The sequence below is a fragment of the Modestobacter sp. SYSU DS0875 genome, assembly GCF_054050915.1.
Genome location: NZ_JBJHAH010000012.1, coordinates 1 through 18,164, shown reverse-complemented (window position 1 = coordinate 18,164; position 18,164 = coordinate 1). Strand labels below are relative to the sequence as shown.

Genomic DNA, 18,164 nt, shown 5'->3' with positions numbered 1-18,164 from the left:
GTGTTTGGCCGGGTGATCGACAGGGGATGACCTGCTGGCTGGGGCAGCGGCGGTGGTGGGGCTCCTCCATTGTAGCGACGCCCCGGCGCCGGTCCACTGGTTCTCACCGGGAAGAGGCGCCGCCACCTGCGCCGTCCCCCCGCCGGGGGAGGCGCCCGGCCCCGGTGACGTCACCCCCGGCGTCCGGCCGGCCTCACTGCCCGATGTGCTCCTCCGCGGCGAGCGCCGCGCCCACGATGCCGGCGTCGTTCAGCAGCTGGGCGGGCACCACCCGGGTGCGGGTGGAGAGCAGCGGGACCCACTTGTCGGACTTCTTGCTGACCCCGCCGCCGACGATGATCAGGTCGGGCCAGAGGCTCAGCTCCAGGACGTCCAGGTACCGGTCCACGCGCTGGGCCCACTCCGGGTAGCTCAGGCCCTCCCGTTCGCGGGCGGAGGCGGAGGCGCGCTTCTCGCCGTCCTCGCCGTCGACCTCGATGTGCCCGAACTCGGTGTTGGGCACCAGCCGCCCGTCGATGAAGAGCGCGCTGCCGATGCCGGTGCCGAAGGTCAGCATGAGCACCAGGCCGCGCTCGCCCCGGCCCGCGCCGTAGGCCATCTCGGCGATCCCGGCGGCGTCGGCGTCGTTGAGCGTCTGCACGGTGCCGGGGATCTCGGCCTCCAGCTCCGCGGCCAGGTTCGTGCCGATCCAGCTCTTGTCCATGTTCGCGGCGGTGTAGGCCTCGCCGTGCTTCATCACCCCGGGGTAGGTGACGCCGATGCGCCCCTCCCAGCCGAAGCGCCCGACGATCTCGCCGACGACCTCGCAGACGGCCCCGGGCAGCGACGGCTGCGGCGTCGGGATCCGCACCCGCTCACCGACCAGCTCGCCCTTGTCCAGGTCGACCACGCAACCCTTGATGCCGCTGCCACCGATGTCCACTCCGAAGCCCTGCACGGGGGGAGGCTAGCGACCGCCCGGGGTGACGGCACACGGGTCGGGCACGCGGGTCGGGCAGGATCCCTCTCCGTGATGACCTCCGGCACCAGCGCGTCCACGTCCGGCACCAGCGCGTCCGCCTCCGGCGCCAGTGCGCCCGACCTCCACACCGAGCTGCTCGAGCTGGCCCGCGCCACGGCCGAGGAGGCCGCAGCCCTGGTCGGGGCCGGCCGGAGCACCGCGGCCGACCAGGTGGACACCAAGTCCAGCCCGGTCGACGTCGTCACCGCCGTGGACACCGCCAGCGAGGCGCTGATCGTCCGGCGGCTCACCGAGGCCCGGCCCGACGACGGCGTGCTGGGGGAGGAGGGGGCGGCCCGCGAGGGCACCAGCGGCGTCCGGTGGGTGGTCGACCCGATCGACGGCACCGTGAACTTCCTCTACGGGCTGCCGGCCTACGCCGTCTCCATCGCCGCCGAGGTCGACGGGCGGACCGAGGTGGGGGTGGTGCTCAACGTGTCCACCGGGGAGCTGTTCACCGCGGTGCGCGGCCGGGGTGCGTGGTCGACCGCCCCGGGTGCCGCCGCGATCCAGCTGCAGGGCAGCCGGCCGGCCTCGCTGGACCGCGCACTGGTGGCCACCGGGTTCGGCTACCGCGTCGAGCAGCGGCGCGCCCAGGGCGCCGTCGTGGCCGAACTGCTGCCCGAGGTGCGGGACATCCGCCGCGTCGGCTGCGCCTCGCTGGACCTGTGCGCGGCAGCCGCCGGCCGGGTCGACGCCTACTACGAGCTGGACCTCAAGCCGTGGGACCACGCGGCCGGTGCGCTGGTGGCGGCGGAGGCGGGCCTGGTCGTCACGGGGACCGGCGGGCGGCCGTTCGCCGAGCCGATGGCGGTGGCGGCGGCCCCGCAGGTCGCCGGGGCGCTGGTGGAGCTGCTGGAACGGCTGGACGCGGGGCGCTGACGAAGGACCCCCGTGCCCCCCACCGCGAGTTGCGGTGGGGGCACGGGGGCCTGACCGACGGGTCGTCCGGACGTGCGGCGGGACGGTGCAGCTGGGCCGTCAGCAGGCGGGGTCGGCGTCGGCTGCGGGGGCCAGGGCCGCCGTGACCTGCTCCGGGGTGGCGAGCCCGTTGAAGTCCGGGCCGAGCACCACGTCGACCCGGGCGTCGGCCCGGGTGTCGGGACGGTCGGCCACGCCGGGCACGTGGACCTCCACGAAACTGGCGGCCTCCCGCCCACGGCGGCCGAACCGCAGCTCGCCGACCCCGGTGACCTCTGCGCCGCTGGCGTCGTTGGCGACCTCGTCGACGACGAAGCCACGGGCGGCGAGTGCGGCGGACACCTCACCGGCCAGCCCGCCCCGGTCGGTCGCGTTGAGCACCCGCAGCGTCACCGTGGCGGGGTCGAGGGACGGCGGGGCCTCCTCGGCCCGGCTGCAGGGGGCCGCCTCGGCCCGGTCCCGGGCCCGCTCGTCCCCGAGCACGTTCCACCACACGCCGAGGGCGGCGAGGGCGAGCACCAGCAGGAAGACCAGCGCCGGCAGGGGTCTGCGCCCCCGGGTGCCGGGGGGACGCTGCGTGCTGTCACTTCCCGGCTCGCTCACGGCCCGTGACTCTAGTGGCGCGTGGGATCGTCAGAGCGAACCGTCGGCCAGCGCGGCGCGTCCCCGCTCCACGCAGGGGCCGATCTTGTCCGCGAAGCCCGTGGTGTCCTTGCCGGCCATCGCGCCGGCGCGCGAGCGCGCCACCACGCCGGCGACGATCGCGGCGAACTTGAACCAGGCGAAGCCGACGTACCAGGACAGGTCGGTCAGGTCGGCGCCGGTGCGGGCGGCGTACCGCTGCGCCAGCTCCCGGCGGGTGGGGAACCCGGGCAGGGTCGTCACCGGCGAGATGGTCAGCCCCGTGTCCTCCCCGGCCTGCGGCCAGTAGACGAAGAGCATGCCCAGGTCGGTGAGCGGGTCGCCCAGGGTCGACATCTCCCAGTCCAGCACCGCCCGCACCCGGCCCGGCTCGGCCGGGTCGAGCAGGCAGTTGTCCAGCCGGTAGTCGCCGTGGGTGATGCCCGTTCGTCGGCTCGCCGGCACCCGGGCGGCCAGTTCGGCGGCGAGGGCGTCCAGGGCCGGGCGGTCGGTGTCCCGGGTGGCCTCCCACTGCGTGGTCCAGCGGCGCACCTGCCGCTGCAGGAACCCCTCCGGCCGGCCGAAGTCGGCCAGGCCCACGGCGGCCGGGTCGACCGCGTGCAGGTCGGCCAGCACGTCGACCAGGCCGTCGGCCACCGCCCGGCGCCGGTCGGGCTCGTCGGCGTAGCCGGGCGGCAGGTCCGCGGCCACGTGCACGCCGACCACCCGCTCCATCACGTAGAACGGCGCACCCAGCACGGCGGGGTCGGTCTCCAGGTGGACGGTCCGGGGCACCGGCACCGGGGTGCCGGCCAGCGCGGAGATCACCCGGTGCTCCCGCGCCATGTCGTGCGCGGTCGCCAGGACGGCGCCCGTGGGCGGCCGGCGCAGCACCAGTGCGTCGTCGGCCGAGCCGCTCTCGGGGGTGATGACGTACGTGAGGTTGGACATGCCCGCGGTGATCAGTTCCACCCGCACCGAACGCCAAGCGTCGTCCCCGAGCACCCGGGCCAGATGAGGCCCGAGGACGGTCGGATCGACACCCACCGGAGTCGCCATCGGCGCAGGGTAGCCTCTGGCGCTCCCCGTGCTGGGCGGCCGCCCGGTGGTCGCTCCGTGCGCCCGATGTGTCGCCCTCGCCCGGGCGGGCACAAACCGGGGCCGGACCACGTTGGGGGGCCTGCCGGAGTGCTGGCGTCCACCCCGTGGGCCCCGGCCGGCGACCGACACCCGGCCGCTCCGGCGGCCGAAACCACCGGCCGGCGGCGCCACGGCGCCGCCGGCGACGAACGGGCAGCACGCCCGCGATGAACAGAGAGAAGGGGCACCCCATGGCCACCGACTACGACGCCCCCCGCCGCAACGAGGCCGACGAGCTCGGGGAGGACTCCCTCGAGGAGCTCAAGGCCCGCCGCGCGGAGGCGCAGTCGTCCTCGGTCGACGTCGACGAGACCGACTTCAACGAGAACCTCGAGCTCCCCGGTGCCGACCTCTCCAACGAGGAGCTCACGGTCCGGGTGCTGCCCAAGCAGGAGGACGAGTTCACCTGCTCCCGCTGCTTCCTCGTGCAGCACCGCAGCCGGCTGGCCTCCAGCCGTGGCGACCAGCTGTTCTGCCGCGACTGCTCCTGAAGCTGTTCTGCCGCGACTGCTCCTGAAGAAGGACCCCCGTGCCCCCACCACTCGCACGCTCGCGGCGGGGCCCGGCACGGGGGCCGTTCCAGCACCTCACCTGGGGGACGACGATGAGCGAGTCCGGTCACCGGAACGGCGCGCCGCGGGACGTCCCGCCGGCGCGCCCCGTCGGCGCCACCGAGGAGCCGCTGGTCGGCGAGGTCGTCGGCCCCGGCCTCGGAGCGGCGGCCCGGGCACTGGCCGACGCCGTCGCCGGCCTGCTGGGCCGGGAGGCGGCCTCGGCCTCCTCCCCGGGGCAGGACCGGACCGGCGCGGGTGCCGCGGGCCGGGTGCTGTCGGAGGTGGCCGCGGCCATCGCCGGCGCCGCCCGATCGGCCCGGGGCGGGGACGACCGCGCTGCCGGCAGCGGCCGGTCGCGTGGGGCCACGGCTCCGGGCGGGCTGCTGGGCGACCTGCTCGACGCCGCCGCCCCACGGTTGCCGATCCGGGACCGGGCGCGGCTGCGCGCCGCCCACCCGGGTGCAACCGACGAGGAGATCGCCGAGGCGCTGGTCGCCCGGGCGGCCCGCCTGACCGGGGCCGTCGGCGCGGCCACGGGTGGGCTGGCGGCGGCCCAGTGGTTCGCCCCGCCGACGATGCTCGCCGTGCCGCTGGAGCTCGGCGCGCAGACGGCGCTCACCGCCGCCGTCGAGGTGGTGCTCGTCGGCGAGCTGCACGAGCTCGCCGGCCGGCCGGCCGCCGGTGACGCCCGCCGGCGCGCCTCCGCCTACCTGGCCAGCTGGAGCACCCAGCACGCCGTCGGGACCACCTCCTCCGGCGGGCTGTTCGGGATGATCGGCTCGGCCGGGGCGGCGGCCCTGCGCCGCCAGCTCACCCGCCGGCTGGCCCGCAGCACCACGTCCCTGGCGCCGTTGCTGGTCGGCGCCACCCTCGCTGCGCGGGGCAACCGGAAGGCGACCACCGCACTGGCCGAGCGGGTGCGCGCGGACCTGCGGACGCCGCTGCCCCCGCCCCGGTCCGGAGCCACGCCGCGCGGCTAGCCTCGCGGCGTGTCCGCACTCCCTCCCGGCCGTCCGGCCCCGGCCGACGACGCCGTCGACGTCCCGGTGCTGCTCACCTCCGCCGGTGCGGTGGCGCCGGCCTACGCCCTCCCCGGTGACGCGGGCGCCGACCTCTGCCTGGCCGAGGACGTCGAGCTGGCCCCGCACCAGCGGGCGCTCGTCGGCACCGGGGTGGCGGTGGCCATCCCGGCCGGGTACGCCGGGTTCGTGCACCCGCGCTCCGGACTCGCCCACCGGCTGGGCCTGAGCCTGGTCAACGCCCCCGGCACGATCGACGCCGGGTACCGCGGCGAGATCAAGGTGAACCTCGTGAACCTCGATCCCGGCGCCACCCTCCGGCTCTCCCGCGGTGACCGGGTCGCCCAGCTGGTCGTGCAGCCGGTGGTGCGGGCCAGGTTCGTGCCGGTGACCGAGCTGCCGGGCAGCGAGCGCGGCAGCGGCGGCCACGGCTCCACCGGCGGCGCCACGGCACTGGTCGCAGACGACACGGCGCTGGCCGCAGACCCCACGGAAGGACGGCCCTGACATGCCCATCGGACGACGGCGCAATCGGATCGACCGGACCCTGCGCGAGCGCGGTGTCCCGCCGGAGCCGCAGGTCCGCGAGCGGGTCGAGCTGGAGACCTCCGGTCCGTGGGACGTCGCCGACGCCCCGGACGACGGGATGCCGCGCATCGACCTCGGGTCGTTGCGCCTGCCGGCCCTGCCCGGGATGGAGCTGCGGGTCGAGGTCAACCAGCAGCAGCAGGTGGTCGCTGCCACCCTGCGGGCGGGGGAGTCGCTGCTGCAGGTCTCGGTGTTCGCCGCGCCGCGGGCCGGTGGCCTGTGGGACGAGGTCCGCGCGGAGCTGGCCCGCAGCGCCAGCGGCCAGGGCGGGCGGCTGACGGAGTCCGAGGGGCCGTTCGGTGCGGAGCTGACCGGCACGGTGGTGGCCACCGCGGGGGCGCAGCCCGGTCAGCCGGCCCCGCCCAAGCCGGAGCGGCGAGCGGCCCGGTTCCTGGGCGTCGACGGCCCGCGGTGGTTCCTGCGCGGGCTGCTGAGCGGGCCGGCCGCGGCGCCGGACGGCGACGCGACCGCCCTGGAGGGCGCGTTCCGGGAGATCGTGGTGGTCCGCGGCAGCCAGCCGATGCCGGTGCGCGACCCGCTGCCCCTCACCCTGCCGCCGCAGGCGGCCGAGCAGCTGGCCCGCCAGCAGCAGGCCGGCCGCCCGGCGGCACCGCCGACCGGCCGCCCGGCGGCCCCGCCGACCGGCACCGCCGGGTGACCGCACCGGCGGTGCACCGCTACGGGCCGGCGACCGACCAGTTCCTCGAGCTCACCCTGCCGGGCGGCGATGCGCCCGCGCCGGTCGCGGTGGTCGTGCACGGCGGCTTCTGGCGCGCCCCCTACGGCATCGAGCTGGCCCGCCCGCTGGCTGCCGACCTGGCCGGGCGCGGCTGGGCGGCCGTCGCGGTCGAGTACCGCCGGGTCGGTGCCGGCGGGGGCTGGCCGACCACCCTCGCCGACGTCGCGGCGGCCGTGGACGCGCTGGCCGAGCTGCCCGACCGGGGGCGCCTCGATCTCGGTGACGTGACGGTGGTCGGCCACTCGGCGGGCGGGCACCTGGCCGCCTGGCTGGCCGGGCGCGGGTCGCTGCCGCCGGGTGCGCCCGGTGCGACCCCCCGGGTGCGGGTGACCACCGCGGTGCTGCAGGCCGGCGTGCTGGACCTCGCCGCCGCCGCCGCGGCGGGCCTCGGGAACGGCGCGACCCAGGAGCTCCTCGGGGGCGGCCCGGACGACGTCCCCGACCGGTACGCCCTCGCCGACCCGGTCCGGCTGCTGCCCACCGGTGCCAGGACGCTGTGCGTGCACGGCGCCCGGGACACCTCCGTCCCGCAGGCGCAGAGCGAGCGGTACGCCGCGGCGGCCGCGCGTGCCGGCGACCGGGTCGACGTGGACGTCGTGGACGGCGACCACATGGCCCTCATCGACGTCGGCGGCGACCCCTGGCGACGCACCGTCGAGTGGCTCAGCACACGCCGGACAGCCGCCCGGCACGGCACTACCCTGGGCGCGTGACCGAGACCAGGGCCGGGGCACCGGCCGCCCAGCCGGGAGCGCGGGGCTGGCTGTCCCGCACCCTGCAGAAGCTCACCGCCGACGACCACGAGGTCGATGCCCAGGCCCTGCAGTCCGACGTCGCCTCTTCCGGATGCGAGCCGCTCAGCGACTGCCGCAAGGGTGAGGTGGTCACCGTCACCGGCCGGCTGAAGTCGGTCGTCTACACCCCGCGGGAGACGGTGCCCACCCTGGAGGCCGAGCTGTTCGACGGCTCCGGGTCGGTCACCCTCGTCTGGCTCGGCCGGCGGCGGATCCCCGGGATCGAGCCCGGCCGGCGACTGACCGCCCGTGGCCGCTTCGCGGCGTTCGAGGGGCGGCGGGTCATCTACAACCCCCGGTACGAGCTGAGCGCCGGGTGACCCGCCCGTCGGGGGCCGGCCGGTCCGACGACGAGGCGTTCACCTTCGACCGGCACCTGGTGCTCGATCAGCTCGGCGGGTGGCGCGGCATGGTCGACGCCTCGCTGCCGACCGTGGCGTTCGTCGTCGCCAACGCCATCGGTGGCCTGCGGGTCGGCATCTGGACGGCGGTCGTCGCTGCGCTGGTGGTGTTCCTGCTGCGGCTGGTCCGCCGGCAGACCGTCCAGCAGGCGATCAGCGGCCTGTTCGCCGTCGCCGTCGCCGTGGCCATCGCCTGGCGGACCGGGGAGGCCCGCGACTTCTTCGTCCTCGGCATCGTGCGCAACGCCGGCATCGCCGTGGTGCTGCTCGGGTCGCTGCTGTTCCGCCGGCCCTTGGTCGGGGTGGTCGCCGAGTGGCTGGCGCCCAGCCACCTCGGGGCCATGTCGGGGCACCGGCTGTCGTCGCTGCGCGGCCGGCTCCCCGGTCGGCGGAGCGCGGTGCCCGCGGTCGACGTCGACGCCGCCGCCGAGGTGGTCGTCCGGGCCCGGCAGCCGGACGCCGCCCCGGAGGTGCACTGGCGTGACGACCCGCGGATGCTGCGGGCCTACTCCTGGCTCACCGTGCTGTGGGGCGGGGTGTTCCTGCTCCGCGCCCTGGTCCAGGGCCTCTTCTACTGGCAGAACGAGGTGGGCTGGCTGGGCACCTCGTCGGTGGTGCTGGGCCTGCCGGTCACCGCCGTCCAGCTGGTGGTCACGCTGTGGGTGGTGGCCCGCCTGCACCGCCACCGCGCTCCGGAGTCGACTCCCGACCAGGAGCAGCGCCCCGCCTGACGGCCACCCTCAGGGGCCTGCGCCGAGCTCGCGAGGCGTGGGGGAGGGGGCCCCTCGATCAACAGCTGCCGTCGGGGCAGAGGATCCGCTGGAGTTCCTCCTCGATGTCGCCGTGGGTGACGAACAGCAGCTCGTCGCCGGCCTCCAGCGGCTCGTCGGGAGCCGGGGTGATCACCCGGTCACCGCGCAGGATCGTGGTCAGCACGGTCTCCCGGGGCAGCGGCACCTCACGCAGCGGCCGGCCCACCCAGGGGGTGTCCTCGGCCAGCGTGATCTCCACCAGGTTCGCCGCCCCCTTGCGGAAGCTCATCAGCCGGACGACGTCGCCGACGGTGACGGCCTCCTCGACCAGGGCGGCGAGCACCCGCGGGGTGGAGACGGCGACGTCGACGCCCCAGGCCTCGGTGTAGAGCCACTCGTTGCGCGGGTCCTTGACCCGGGCGACGACGCGGTTGACCGCGAACTCGGTCTTGGCCAGCAGGGAGACCACCAGGTTGGCCTTGTCGTCACCGGTGGCGGCGATGACCACGTCGCAGGTGGCCAGCTGGGCCTCCTCCAGCGAGGAGACCTCGCAGGCGTCGGCCTGCACCCACTCGGCGCCCGGCACGGCCTTGGGCTTGACCCGCGAGCCGTTGCGCTCGATGAGCATCACGCTGTGCCCGTTGCCGAGCAGCTCGGTGGCGATGGAGCGGCCGACGGCCCCGGCCCCCACGATGGCGACGCGCATCAGCGGTGCCCTCCTGCGGCCGGGGCCTGCTTCATGACCTCGTGCACGCGGTCGGTGATGTCGTCGGTGGCGGCGACGACCAGGTGGTCGCCGGTCTGCAGCACGGTGGCCGGGGTGGGGAGCTGGGCCTCCCCGAACCGGAGCAACCAGGCGGCGCGGGCGCCGGAGGCGGCCTCCAGCTCGGTGAGCCGCCGGCCCACCCAGCTGTCGGTGACGGTGACCCGCATGAGCAGCACCTGTCCGGTGGGCTCGCGCCAGATCTCGGTGACCTTGACCGACAGCAGCTCGCGCATGAGCCGGTTCACCGTCCACGGGACGGTGGCCACGCTCGGGATGCCCATCCGCTCGTAGACCTCCGCGCGCTTGGAGTCGTAGATGCGCGCCACGACGTGCTCGACGCCGAAGGTCTCCCGGGCGACCCGGGCGCTGATGATGTTGGAGTTGTCGCCGCTGCTGACCGCGGCGAAGGCGCCGGCGGAGTCGATGCCGGCGTCGAGCAGCGTCTGCCGGTCGAAGCCGAGCCCGGTCACCTGCCGGCCGCCGAACTCCGGGCCGAGCCGGCGGAACGCCTCCGGGTCCTGGTCGATGACCGCGACGCTGTGCCCGATCGTCTCCAGGCGCCGGGCGATCGCCGACCCGACGCGGCCGCAGCCCATGACGACCACGTGCACTGTCCCACCCCGCCCGATCGACATCTCGTGCCCGCGCGCGACGCCCGGGTCCCAGCGGGCGAAGCTACACCCGGGTCAGGGCGACGGCGGGTGCGCACGGCCGCTGCCGACCCCACCGGGGGGCCCGTGTGAGTGAGGTCGCCCCGTCCGGGCGTCCAGCGACCCCGCGCGTCCGTACCATCGCCGCCGTGCCATCCCTGTCCGACCTCGGACAACTCCCGAAGCGACTCGTCCTCGGCCGGCCGGTCCGCAGCGACCGCGTCGGTGAGTCGCTGCTGCCCAAGCACCTGGCGCTGCCCATCTTCGCCAGCGACCCGCTCTCCTCCGTGGCCTACGCCACCCAGGAGATCCTGATCGTGCTCACGCTGGCCGGCACGGCCTTCCTGTTCCTGGCGCCCTGGCTGGCCGTGGTCGTGGTGCTGCTGCTCACCGTGGTCGTGCTGTCCTACCGGCAGGTGGTGCACGCCTACCCCTCCGGCGGGGGCGACTACGAGGTCGCGATGAAGAACCACGGCCAGTTCGCCGGGCTGACCGTGGCCAGCGCGCTGCTCACCGACTACGTGCTCACCGTGGCGGTGTCGGTGTCGGCGGGCACCGACAACATCATCTCGGCGTTCCCGACGCTCAACGAGCACCGCGTGCTCATCGCGGTCGGGCTGGTCGCGCTGCTGGCCGCGGCGAACCTGCGGGGGCTGCGGGAGTCGGGGAAGACCTTCGCCGTCCCCACGTACCTCTTCGTCGCCGGCATCATGATCATGATCGTCACCGGGCTGATCCGGGACTTCGCCACCGACTCCCCGGTGATCGCCGAGAGCGCGGGCTGGTCGATCACCCCGGAGCCGGGTTACGACAACCTCGCCGGGCTGGCCCTGGTGTTCTTCGCGCTGCGCGCCTTCGCGTCCGGGTGCACCGCGCTGACCGGTGTCGAGGCGATCGCCAACGGGGTGCCCGCCTTCCGCCCGCCCAAGAGCAGGAACGCCGCCACCACGCTGGCGCTGATGGGCGGCATCGCGGCGACGATGTTCGCCGGGGTGACGGCGCTGGCCCTGCTCGCCGACGTCAAGTACGCCGAGCACACCTGCGACCTGGTCGGCTTCCCGGGCGACTGCGAGACCGACCCGCAGCGCACCGTCATCGCGCAGCTGGCGGCGGCCACCTTCGGCGGGGACACCTCGGTCGGCTTCTTCTACATCCAGGCGGCCACCGCGATGGTGCTGATCCTGGCGGCCAACACCGCGTTCAACGGCTTCCCGCTCCTCGGCTCGGTGCTCGCCCAGGACCGGTTCATGCCCCGCCAGCTGCACACCCGCGGCGACAAGCTGGTCTACAGCAACGGGATCCTGCTGCTGGCCGGTTTCGCCGCACTGCTCATCGTCGGGTTCGACGCCGACCCGAACCGGCTGATCCAGATGTACATCGTGGGGGTCTTCACCAGCTTCAGCATCGGCCAGTGGGGCATGGTCCGGCACTGGAACCGGGAGCTGCGGGGCACCGAGGACCGCCAGGAGCGGGCCCGGATGCGCCGCTCGCAGCTGATCAACACCATCGGCGGGTCGCTGACCTCGGTCGTGCTGGTGATCATCGTGATCACCAAGTTCACCCGCGGGGCGTGGCTGGTCATCCTGGTGATGCCGTTCATCTTCCTGCTGATGCGGGCGATCAACCGGCACTACTCGAACGTCTCCCGGCAGCTGGTGCCCGACACCGACGCCCGCACGCTGCCGAGCAAGGTGCACGCGGTGGTGCTCGTCTCCAAGGTGCACAAGCCCACGCTGCGGGCGCTGGCGTTCGCCCGGGCCACCCGCCCGGACGTGCTCACCGCACTGACGGTGAACGTCGACGACGCCGAGACCCGGGCGCTGCAGGCCGACTGGGACCGCTACGACATCCCCGTCCCGCTCACCGTGCTGGAGTCGCCCTACCGGGAGATCACCCGGCCGGTCGTCGACTTCGTCAAGGACATCCGCCGCGCCAGCCCGCGGGAGCTGGTGGTGGTGTTCGTCCCGCAGTACGTCGTCGGCCACTGGTGGGAGAACGTGCTGCACAACCAGAGCGCGCTGCGGCTGCGCACCCGGCTGCAGTTCCAGCCCGGCGTGATGATCACCAGCGTGCCGTGGCAGCTGGAGAGCTCGATGGACCGGGAGAGCACCCCCGCCGGGGGCCCCGCGCCGGGCGACCTGCGCCGTGGGCTGACCGACGAGAGCGAGCACACGCCCTATGGCTGAGCGCCGCCGACGTCCCCCGGCCCGGACGCAGCGCCAGGCGCCGGACTCGTCCGGCGGATGGACGGGCCGCCGCTTCGAGGTGACCGTGGGCCCCGTCGCGCACGGGGGGCACTGCGTGGCCCGGCACGAGGGCCGGGTGGTGTTCGTCCGGCACACGTTGCCCGGTGAACGGGTCGTCGTCGAGGTGACCGAGGACCGGCAGAAGGGCTTCTGCCGCGCCGACGCCGTCGAGGTGCTCGAGGCCGCGGCGGATCGGGTCGAGCGGCCCTGCCCCTACAGCGGGCCCGGGCGCTGCGGTGGCTGCGACTGGCAGCACGTGAGCCACGAGGGCCAGCTCCGGCTGAAGTCCGACGTCGTGCGCGAGCAGCTGTCCCGGCTGGCCGGGCTGGACGTCGACGTGGCCGTCGAGCCGCTGCCCGGGGGCCCGCTGCGCTGGCGTTCGCGGGCCCGGTTCGCCGTCGACCGCACCGGTGCGCCCGGGTTGCGCCGGCACCGCTCGCACGACGTCGTCCCACTCGACGACTGCCCGATCACCGCCGAGCCCGCCGCGCAGGCGGTGCTGTCCCGCCGCTGGCTGGACGCCGGCGCGGTGGACGTCGCGCTGGACTCGGCCGGCGTGGTCACGACGACGACGCTGGACCGCCGCGGCCGGCCGCTGGAGACCCAGGTGCTGCGGCCCGGGGCCGAGGTGCCCGAGGAGCCGGCCGGGAGGGCGCAGCGCACCGCCGGCGGCCGAGACTGGGAGGTCGAGGGCACCGGCTTCTGGCAGGTGCACCCGGCCGCCGCCGACGCGCTGGTCGGCGCCGTCCGGGAGTTCGCCGCGGCGCAGCCGGAGGAGACGGTGCTGGACCTCTACGCCGGCGCCGGTCTCTTCGGTGGCGCGCTGGCGCCCGCGGTGGGGGAGCGTGGGCGGGTGGTGTGCGTGGAGTCCGACGAGGCCGCCTGCGCCGCCGCCGACGCCAACCTGGCCGGCCTGCCGCAGGCCGAGGTGTGGCAGGGCGACGTGGACGCCGCCGGGCTCACCGAGCTGCTGGGCGACCTGGAGCGGCCCGACGTCGTCGTGCTGGACCCGCCGCGGGCGGGCGCCGGGCCGGAGGTGAGCCGGGTGATCGCCGGCGCGCGGCCACGGGCGGTCGTCTACGTGGCGTGCGACCCCGCGTCGCTGGCCCGGGACGTCGCCGCGTTCGCCGGGGCCGGGTACCGGCTGGCCGACCTGCGCGCCTTCGACTGCTTCCCGATGACCGCCCACGTGGAGTGCGTCGCGCTGCTCGTGCCCGCCTGAGCTCGGGGCTGCCCGGGGCGTCGCCACGGCGTCACCCGCCTCCGCCCCTACGCTCGCGCCGTGGCTGATCCGACGGGCGGCGCGCGCCTGGCCGGCTGGGCGCGCTCGGCGTACGCCTGGTTGCTGCTGCGCCCGGTGAGCCGCGGCTTCTGGCTCGCGGCACTGCTGTTCACCGTCGGGACCACCGTCGTCAACGCGGCCGACGGCGACCGGCTGTCGGCGCTGCTGGGGAGTCTGCTCGCCGCGGTGGCCGGCGCCCGGCTGTGGACGCTGCGCCCTGCGGTGCGGGCCGGGCGGCCGGCGGGTCAGGACCGAGCGGCGAGCAGGTAGGCCTGGCGGCTCTTCTCGTACGGGGAGCCGTCGGGTTCGCGGAGCACCCGGGCGCGCACGGCGAGGCCGGCGTCGGCCAGCTGCCGCTCCACCCGGTCGGGGTCCAGGCGCCAGCCGTGCAGCGAGATCTCGTGGCCGTAACCCTGCCGGTGGTGCACCGGTTCGTCGGTGCCGGCCTGGAACGCCAGCAGCAGCGGTGCGCCGGGCCGCAGCACCCGGGCCAGCTCGGCGAAGACGGCCGGCTGCCGCTCGGGCGGGGTGTGGATCACCGAGTACCAGGCGAGCGCGCCGGCCAGGCCGCCGTCCGGCAGGTCGAGTGCCTGCAGCGACCCGACCTCGAAGCGCAGCTGCGGGTGGCACCCCCGGGCCACCTCGACCATGCCGGGGGAGAGGTCGACCCCGAACGCGTCCAGGCCGAGGCCGGCGAGGTGGGCGGTGATCCGCCCCGGCCCGCACCCGAGGTCGCCGACCGGACCACCACCGCCGGCGAGCACCTGCTCGGCGAGGACGCCCAGCAGCGCCCGGTCCATCGGGCTCTCCGCGAGCAGCGACCGGGCCAGCTCCTCGTAGGAGGCCGCCACCGTGTCGTAGGCGGTGCGGGTCTCGGTCAGGTGGTCGGTGGCGTCGGTCTCGGGCACGCCGTGACCGTAGGGAGCGGGTCCGACGGGACGGCGTCAGGCGTCCGCGCGGAGCCGGCGCCACGCGGCGGGCGCGGCGGACCCGTAGGCCACCCGGACGAACCGGCCGAGCTGGGCCACCGGACCCGAGAGCTCGGGATCGGCCCGTGCCACCCGGTTCCAGACCAGCGCCGCCAGGACGGCGTAGGCCAGGATGGCCAGTCCGGCGGGCAGGGCGATCAGCGGTTCCGACGTGCTGGCCGACGTCCGGCCGGTCACCGCCAGCCAGGTGAACCCGACGACGTTCGCCGCCCAGAAGGCCAGCACTCCGGCGAGGTAGCTGCCGGCCAGGCGCGTCGAGAACACCGACCGGGCGTCGCCGGCGAGCACCCTGCGGTCGCGCAGCCGGTGGAAGACCACCACGAGGGCGACCGTGACCACCGTGGCCACGAGACTGGACCACCCGCCGCTGACCGATGCCGTCCCGCCGTTCACCCGAGCTCCTCTCTCGTGCCGCTGCTCCCGGGGGGAGGGGGCGAGTTGATCATGATGGACGGACGGTGGGCCTGCAGCGCGACCGCGACGCCGGGTCACACTTCGAACACACGTGCGATCCGGTGCCGGGGTGGCGGCCGGGTCGGCCGCACACTGGTCCGGTGAGCGACGCACTGCCCCCGGGCTGGCCGGACGAGGTCGCACCGCCGGGCGCCCCCGACTGGGAGCAGACCGCCGTCGCCTGGCTCTACGACCTGGTGCCGCCGGACTACCGCGCGCACGAGGTGCTGCGCCGGTACCCGGTGCTGCTGGCCCGCTTCGCCGCCGACCACGTGGCCGCGGGCCTGGAGGCCGCCCGCGCCGGCTGGCGGACGGTGCGGGTCGAGCTGGCCGACCAGCTGCCGCCCGACGCCATGGAGGCGGCGATGACGGCCTACGAGCGCGAGGGTGCCCGGCTCAACCGGGCGGCGCGGGGCGTCGAGGTGGTCGCCGGCGCGCTGCGCGGTGAACGCTGGGTACCGCGGCTGTAGATCCGCCGCTCACCGGGCAGCTCGCCGGTTCGCAGTTACAGTTGGGATCCCACCGGCAGTGCCCTCCCGGGCGCCGTCGTCGTCGAGAGGACCCTGCCCCGTCGTGTCGTTGCTCAGCTCGCTGACCGGGCCCGCCGACCTCCGGGCGCTGCGACCGGACCAGCTGCCGGTCCTGGCCGCCGAGATCCGCGACGCGCTGGTCGCCAGCGTGGCGAAGACCGGTGGGCACCTCGGCCCCAACCTCGGCGCGGTCGAGCTGACCATCGCGCTGCACCGGGTGTTCGACTCCCCGCGCGAGCCGATCGTCTTCGACACCGGGCACCAGTCCTACGTGCACAAGCTGCTCACCGGGCGCCTGGACGGCTTCGCCCAGCTGCGCCAGCGGGGCGGCCTGTCCGGCTACCCGAGCCGGGCGGAGAGCCCGCACGACTGGGTGGAGAACAGCCACGCCTCCACCTCGCTGTCCTACGCCGACGGGCTGGCCAAGGCCTTCGCCGTCCGCGGCGACGTGCGGCCGGTGGCCGCGGTCATCGGTGACGGCGCGCTGACCGGCGGCATGGCCTGGGAGGCGCTGAACAACATCGCCGCCGCCCAGGACCGCGCCGTCGTCATCGTGGTCAACGACAACGGCCGTTCCTACTCGCCGACCATCGGCGGCGTCGCCGACGCGCTGGCCAGCCTGCGGCTGCGCCCGGGCTACGAGGAGGCGCTGGCCGCCGTCCGGCAGGCGCTGCACAAGGCGCCGGTGGTGGGCACGAAGCTCTACGACGCGCTGCACGCGATCAAGAAGGGCCTCAAGGACGTCCTGTCCCCGCAGGGCATGTTCGAGGACCTCGGCATGAAGTACGTCGGCCCGGTCGACGGCCACGACGTCGAGATGATGGAGCACGCGCTGCGCCGCGCCCGCTCCTTCGGTGGGCCGGTGATCGTGCACGCGGTCACCACCAAGGGGTTCGGCTACCCGCCGGCGGAGACCGACACCGTCGACGCCTGGCACTCCACGGGTGTCTTCGAGCCCGACAGCGGACTCTCGTCGGCGGCCAAGGGGCCGGAGTGGACCGACGTCTTCGCCGACGAGCTGGTGCGCATCGGCACCGAGCGGTCCGACGTCGTCGCGATCACCGCCGCGATGCTGCACCCCACCGGCCTCGCGCCGTTCGCCGAGCGGTTCCCCGAACGCACCTACGACGTGGGCATCGCCGAGCAGCACGCGCTGACCTCGGCCGCCGGGCTGGCGATGGCCGGGCTGCACCCGGTCGTCGCCGTCTACTCGACGTTCCTCAACCGGGCCTTCGACCAGCTGCTGATGGACGTCGCGCTGCACCGGCAGCCGGTCACCGTGGTGCTCGACCGCGCCGGGGTCACCGGCTCCGACGGCGCCTCGCACAACGGCATGTGGGACATGTCGATCCTCTCCGTCGTCCCCGGCCTGCGCCTGGCCGCGCCGCGGGACGAGCCGACGCTGCGCGAGGCGCTGCGGGAGTCGATGGAGGTCGCCGACGCGCCCACCGTCGTCCGCTTCCCCAAGGGCGCGCTGCCGGTCGAGGTGCCCGCGCTGGAGCGTCGCGGCCCGGTCGACGTGCTGCGCCGGGCGGCGACGCCGGAGGTGCTGCTGGTCGCCGTCGGCTCGCTGGTGCCGATGTGCCTGGCCGTCGCCGAGCGCGCGGCCGACCACGGCATCGATGTGACGGTCGTCGATCCGCGGTGGGTGCTGCCGGTCGCCGACGAGCTGGTCGCGCTCGCCGGCGAGCACCGGCTGGTCGTCACCGTCGAGGACGGCGGCCGCGCCGGCGGCGTGGGGACGACGCTCAGCCAGGCGCTGCAGGACCGCGACTGCGACGTGCCGGTGCGCACCCTGGGCCTGCCGCAGCGCTTCTTCGACCACGGCAGCCGCGGTCAGGTGCTGGCCGACGCCGGGCTGACCGAGCAGGACGTCGCCCGCCGGATCGTCGAGTGGGCGGCCCGGGTCGCCGACCGCAGTGCCGGGGAGAACCGGGTGGCCGACGTCGAGGGCCAGCAGCAGTGACCGAGCCCAGCGGCGAGTGGGTGATCGCCGAGATCCAGGTCGCGCCTTCGCCGCCCGGCACCCCCGGGAACCCGCACGCGCACGTGGAGGCGGCGATCGGCGCGATCGCCGGCTCCGGATTGCGCTACGAGGTCGGCGCGCTGGGCACCACGCTGGAGGGCCCGGCGGACGTCGTCTGGGACACCCTGCGCGCCGCGCACGAGGCGATGATGCTGGCCGGTGCCGACGGCGGGCTGTCGCACGTGAAGATCGCCTCCGTGCAGCGCACGATGGACAGCCTCACCCACAAGTTCCGCTGAGCCCGCCGGCCGGGGCCGCTGGCGTCAGCCGAGTCCGCGGTGGGCCGCCCACAGCTGTGCCGCCCGGTCGGCTGCCGCGACCACCAGCGCGGTGAGCTCGCCGCGGGCGGGCACGGGGAACGAGACGTACCCGCCGCGGCCACCGGCGGTGGGTCGCCCGTAGGCCTTGGCCGCGACGTGCCCGTCCGGGAGCAGCCGGACGTTGAGCGTCGTCAGCACGAACTCCTCGCCCCGCCGGGTGTCCGTCCAGCGGAGCGCCTCGGGCACCGTGACGTTGATGGCCAGTGCGCTCACCGCGGGGCCGACGTCGCTGCTCATGCCCGCATGCTCGCACCGATCGGCCGCGTCCTGGCTCACCGTGGGGGGGGGGGGGGGGGGGGGGGGGGGGGGGGGGGGGGGGGGGGGGGGGGGGGGGGGGGGGGGGGGGGGGGGGGGGGGGGGGGGGGGGGGGGGG

General features: G+C 75.6%; 22 protein-coding genes. 14 read left to right on the top strand and 8 right to left on the bottom strand.

Annotated elements, in window-relative coordinates:
* Nucleotides 1–193: 193 nt before the first annotated feature.
* Complete coding sequence (gene ppgK, locus ACI79Y_RS09275) at nucleotides 194–937, bottom strand: polyphosphate--glucose phosphotransferase (protein ID WP_457158196.1); 744 nt, start codon at nucleotides 935–937, stop codon at nucleotides 194–196.
* A 75-nt stretch (nucleotides 938–1,012) separates the two neighbouring features.
* Here ppgK and ACI79Y_RS09270 point away from each other — a divergent pair, with 75 nt between their 5' ends.
* On the top strand, nucleotides 1,013–1,882 hold the full coding sequence (locus ACI79Y_RS09270) for an inositol monophosphatase family protein (RefSeq protein WP_457158195.1): 870 nt from the start codon (nucleotides 1,013–1,015) through the stop codon (nucleotides 1,880–1,882).
* Between the two features lie 99 nt (nucleotides 1,883–1,981).
* On the opposite strand, the gene ACI79Y_RS09265 is transcribed toward ACI79Y_RS09270, so the two are convergent.
* On the bottom strand, nucleotides 1,982–2,524 hold the full coding sequence (locus tag ACI79Y_RS09265) for a LytR C-terminal domain-containing protein (protein ID WP_457158194.1): 543 nt from the start codon (nucleotides 2,522–2,524) through the stop codon (nucleotides 1,982–1,984).
* Between the two features lie 30 nt (nucleotides 2,525–2,554).
* The gene (locus ACI79Y_RS09260) at nucleotides 2,555–3,601 is read right to left on the bottom strand and encodes a phosphotransferase family protein (RefSeq protein WP_457158193.1); all 1,047 of its coding nucleotides are present in this window, start codon (nucleotides 3,599–3,601) and stop codon (nucleotides 2,555–2,557) included.
* 248 nt (nucleotides 3,602–3,849) lie between these two features.
* Here ACI79Y_RS09260 and ACI79Y_RS09255 point away from each other — a divergent pair, with 248 nt between their 5' ends.
* The 7 genes from ACI79Y_RS09255 to ACI79Y_RS09225 all read left to right on the top strand — a co-directional run bounded on the left by ACI79Y_RS09255 (nucleotide 3,850) and on the right by ACI79Y_RS09225 (nucleotide 8,508).
* Complete coding sequence (locus ACI79Y_RS09255) at nucleotides 3,850–4,173, top strand: DUF4193 domain-containing protein (protein ID WP_457158192.1); 324 nt, start codon at nucleotides 3,850–3,852, stop codon at nucleotides 4,171–4,173.
* Between the two features lie 113 nt (nucleotides 4,174–4,286).
* Nucleotides 4,287–5,216: a hypothetical protein gene (locus tag ACI79Y_RS09250; protein WP_457158191.1), complete on the top strand. Its 930-nt coding sequence runs from the start codon at nucleotides 4,287–4,289 to the stop codon at nucleotides 5,214–5,216.
* A 9-nt stretch (nucleotides 5,217–5,225) separates the two neighbouring features.
* The gene (gene dut / locus ACI79Y_RS09245) at nucleotides 5,226–5,762 is read left to right on the top strand and encodes a dUTP diphosphatase (RefSeq protein ID WP_457080751.1); all 537 of its coding nucleotides are present in this window, start codon (nucleotides 5,226–5,228) and stop codon (nucleotides 5,760–5,762) included.
* Between the two features lies 1 nt (nucleotide 5,763).
* A complete protein-coding gene (locus tag ACI79Y_RS09240) occupies nucleotides 5,764–6,501 on the top strand; it encodes a DUF3710 domain-containing protein (protein WP_457158190.1) in 738 nt (245 codons plus the stop codon).
* Nucleotides 6,498–7,295, top strand: coding sequence for an alpha/beta hydrolase family protein (locus ACI79Y_RS09235; protein ID WP_457158189.1), 798 nt, complete (start codon nucleotides 6,498–6,500; stop codon nucleotides 7,293–7,295). Before ACI79Y_RS09240 ends, ACI79Y_RS09235 begins: the two co-directional genes overlap by 4 nt.
* Complete coding sequence (locus ACI79Y_RS09230; protein WP_457158188.1) at nucleotides 7,292–7,696, top strand: OB-fold nucleic acid binding domain-containing protein; 405 nt, start codon at nucleotides 7,292–7,294, stop codon at nucleotides 7,694–7,696. The genes ACI79Y_RS09235 and ACI79Y_RS09230 overlap by 4 nt, the downstream gene beginning before the upstream one ends.
* A complete protein-coding gene (locus ACI79Y_RS09225) occupies nucleotides 7,693–8,508 on the top strand; it encodes a DUF3159 domain-containing protein (RefSeq protein ID WP_457158187.1) in 816 nt (271 codons plus the stop codon). Before ACI79Y_RS09230 ends, ACI79Y_RS09225 begins: the two co-directional genes overlap by 4 nt.
* Before the next feature lie 58 nt (nucleotides 8,509–8,566).
* Here the strand turns inward: ACI79Y_RS09225 and ACI79Y_RS09220 are convergent, their stop codons facing one another.
* Both ACI79Y_RS09220 and ACI79Y_RS09215 read right to left on the bottom strand, forming a co-directional pair.
* Nucleotides 8,567–9,235 carry a potassium channel family protein gene (locus ACI79Y_RS09220; RefSeq protein WP_457080761.1) on the bottom strand — a complete coding sequence of 223 codons (669 nt, stop codon included), beginning with the start codon at nucleotides 9,233–9,235 and terminating at the stop codon, nucleotides 8,567–8,569.
* On the bottom strand, nucleotides 9,235–9,906 hold the full coding sequence (locus tag ACI79Y_RS09215; RefSeq protein ID WP_457158186.1) for a potassium channel family protein: 672 nt from the start codon (nucleotides 9,904–9,906) through the stop codon (nucleotides 9,235–9,237). The genes ACI79Y_RS09220 and ACI79Y_RS09215 overlap by 1 nt, the downstream gene beginning before the upstream one ends.
* Before the next feature lie 188 nt (nucleotides 9,907–10,094).
* Here ACI79Y_RS09215 and ACI79Y_RS09210 point away from each other — a divergent pair, with 188 nt between their 5' ends.
* Genes ACI79Y_RS09210 through ACI79Y_RS09200 form a run of 3 tightly spaced genes read left to right on the top strand, consistent with a single transcriptional unit; the run spans nucleotide 10,095 to nucleotide 13,743 of the window.
* Nucleotides 10,095–12,131 carry an APC family permease gene (locus ACI79Y_RS09210; protein WP_457158185.1) on the top strand — a complete coding sequence of 679 codons (2,037 nt, stop codon included), beginning with the start codon at nucleotides 10,095–10,097 and terminating at the stop codon, nucleotides 12,129–12,131.
* Nucleotides 12,124–13,413: a class I SAM-dependent RNA methyltransferase gene (locus ACI79Y_RS09205; protein ID WP_457158184.1), complete on the top strand. Its 1,290-nt coding sequence runs from the start codon at nucleotides 12,124–12,126 to the stop codon at nucleotides 13,411–13,413. Before ACI79Y_RS09210 ends, ACI79Y_RS09205 begins: the two co-directional genes overlap by 8 nt.
* A 60-nt stretch (nucleotides 13,414–13,473) precedes the next feature.
* Entirely contained in the window at nucleotides 13,474–13,743 is a 270-nt protein-coding gene (locus ACI79Y_RS09200; RefSeq protein WP_457158183.1) for a hypothetical protein, read from the top strand.
* Here the strand turns inward: ACI79Y_RS09200 and ACI79Y_RS09195 are convergent.
* Both ACI79Y_RS09195 and ACI79Y_RS09190 read right to left on the bottom strand, forming a co-directional pair.
* Nucleotides 13,719–14,381, bottom strand: a complete 663-nt coding sequence (locus tag ACI79Y_RS09195; protein ID WP_457158182.1) for a class I SAM-dependent methyltransferase — start codon at nucleotides 14,379–14,381, stop codon at nucleotides 13,719–13,721. The genes ACI79Y_RS09200 and ACI79Y_RS09195 overlap by 25 nt on opposite strands.
* A 36-nt stretch (nucleotides 14,382–14,417) precedes the next feature.
* Nucleotides 14,418–14,855 carry a hypothetical protein gene (locus tag ACI79Y_RS09190; protein WP_457158181.1) on the bottom strand — a complete coding sequence of 146 codons (438 nt, stop codon included), beginning with the start codon at nucleotides 14,853–14,855 and terminating at the stop codon, nucleotides 14,418–14,420.
* Nucleotides 14,856–15,016: 161 nt separating this feature from the next.
* Here ACI79Y_RS09190 and ACI79Y_RS09185 point away from each other — a divergent pair, with 161 nt between their 5' ends.
* The 3 genes from ACI79Y_RS09185 (at nucleotide 15,017) to ACI79Y_RS09175 (ending at nucleotide 17,710) form a co-directional block, all read left to right on the top strand.
* Nucleotides 15,017–15,385, top strand: a complete 369-nt coding sequence (locus tag ACI79Y_RS09185; protein WP_457158180.1) for a hypothetical protein — start codon at nucleotides 15,017–15,019, stop codon at nucleotides 15,383–15,385.
* Nucleotides 15,386–15,488: 103 nt separating this feature from the next.
* Nucleotides 15,489–17,411, top strand: a complete 1,923-nt coding sequence (dxs, locus tag ACI79Y_RS09180; RefSeq protein WP_457158179.1) for a 1-deoxy-D-xylulose-5-phosphate synthase — start codon at nucleotides 15,489–15,491, stop codon at nucleotides 17,409–17,411.
* Nucleotides 17,408–17,710 (top strand): thiamine-binding protein, encoded by a 303-nt coding sequence (locus ACI79Y_RS09175; protein ID WP_457158178.1) that lies wholly within the window; start codon nucleotides 17,408–17,410, stop codon nucleotides 17,708–17,710. Before dxs ends, ACI79Y_RS09175 begins: the two co-directional genes overlap by 4 nt.
* Nucleotides 17,711–17,734: 24 nt before the next feature.
* Here ACI79Y_RS09175 and ACI79Y_RS09170 read toward each other — a convergent pair whose 3' ends face one another.
* Entirely contained in the window at nucleotides 17,735–18,028 is a 294-nt protein-coding gene (locus tag ACI79Y_RS09170) for a hypothetical protein (protein WP_457158177.1), read from the bottom strand.
* Nucleotides 18,029–18,164 lie beyond the last annotated feature (136 nt).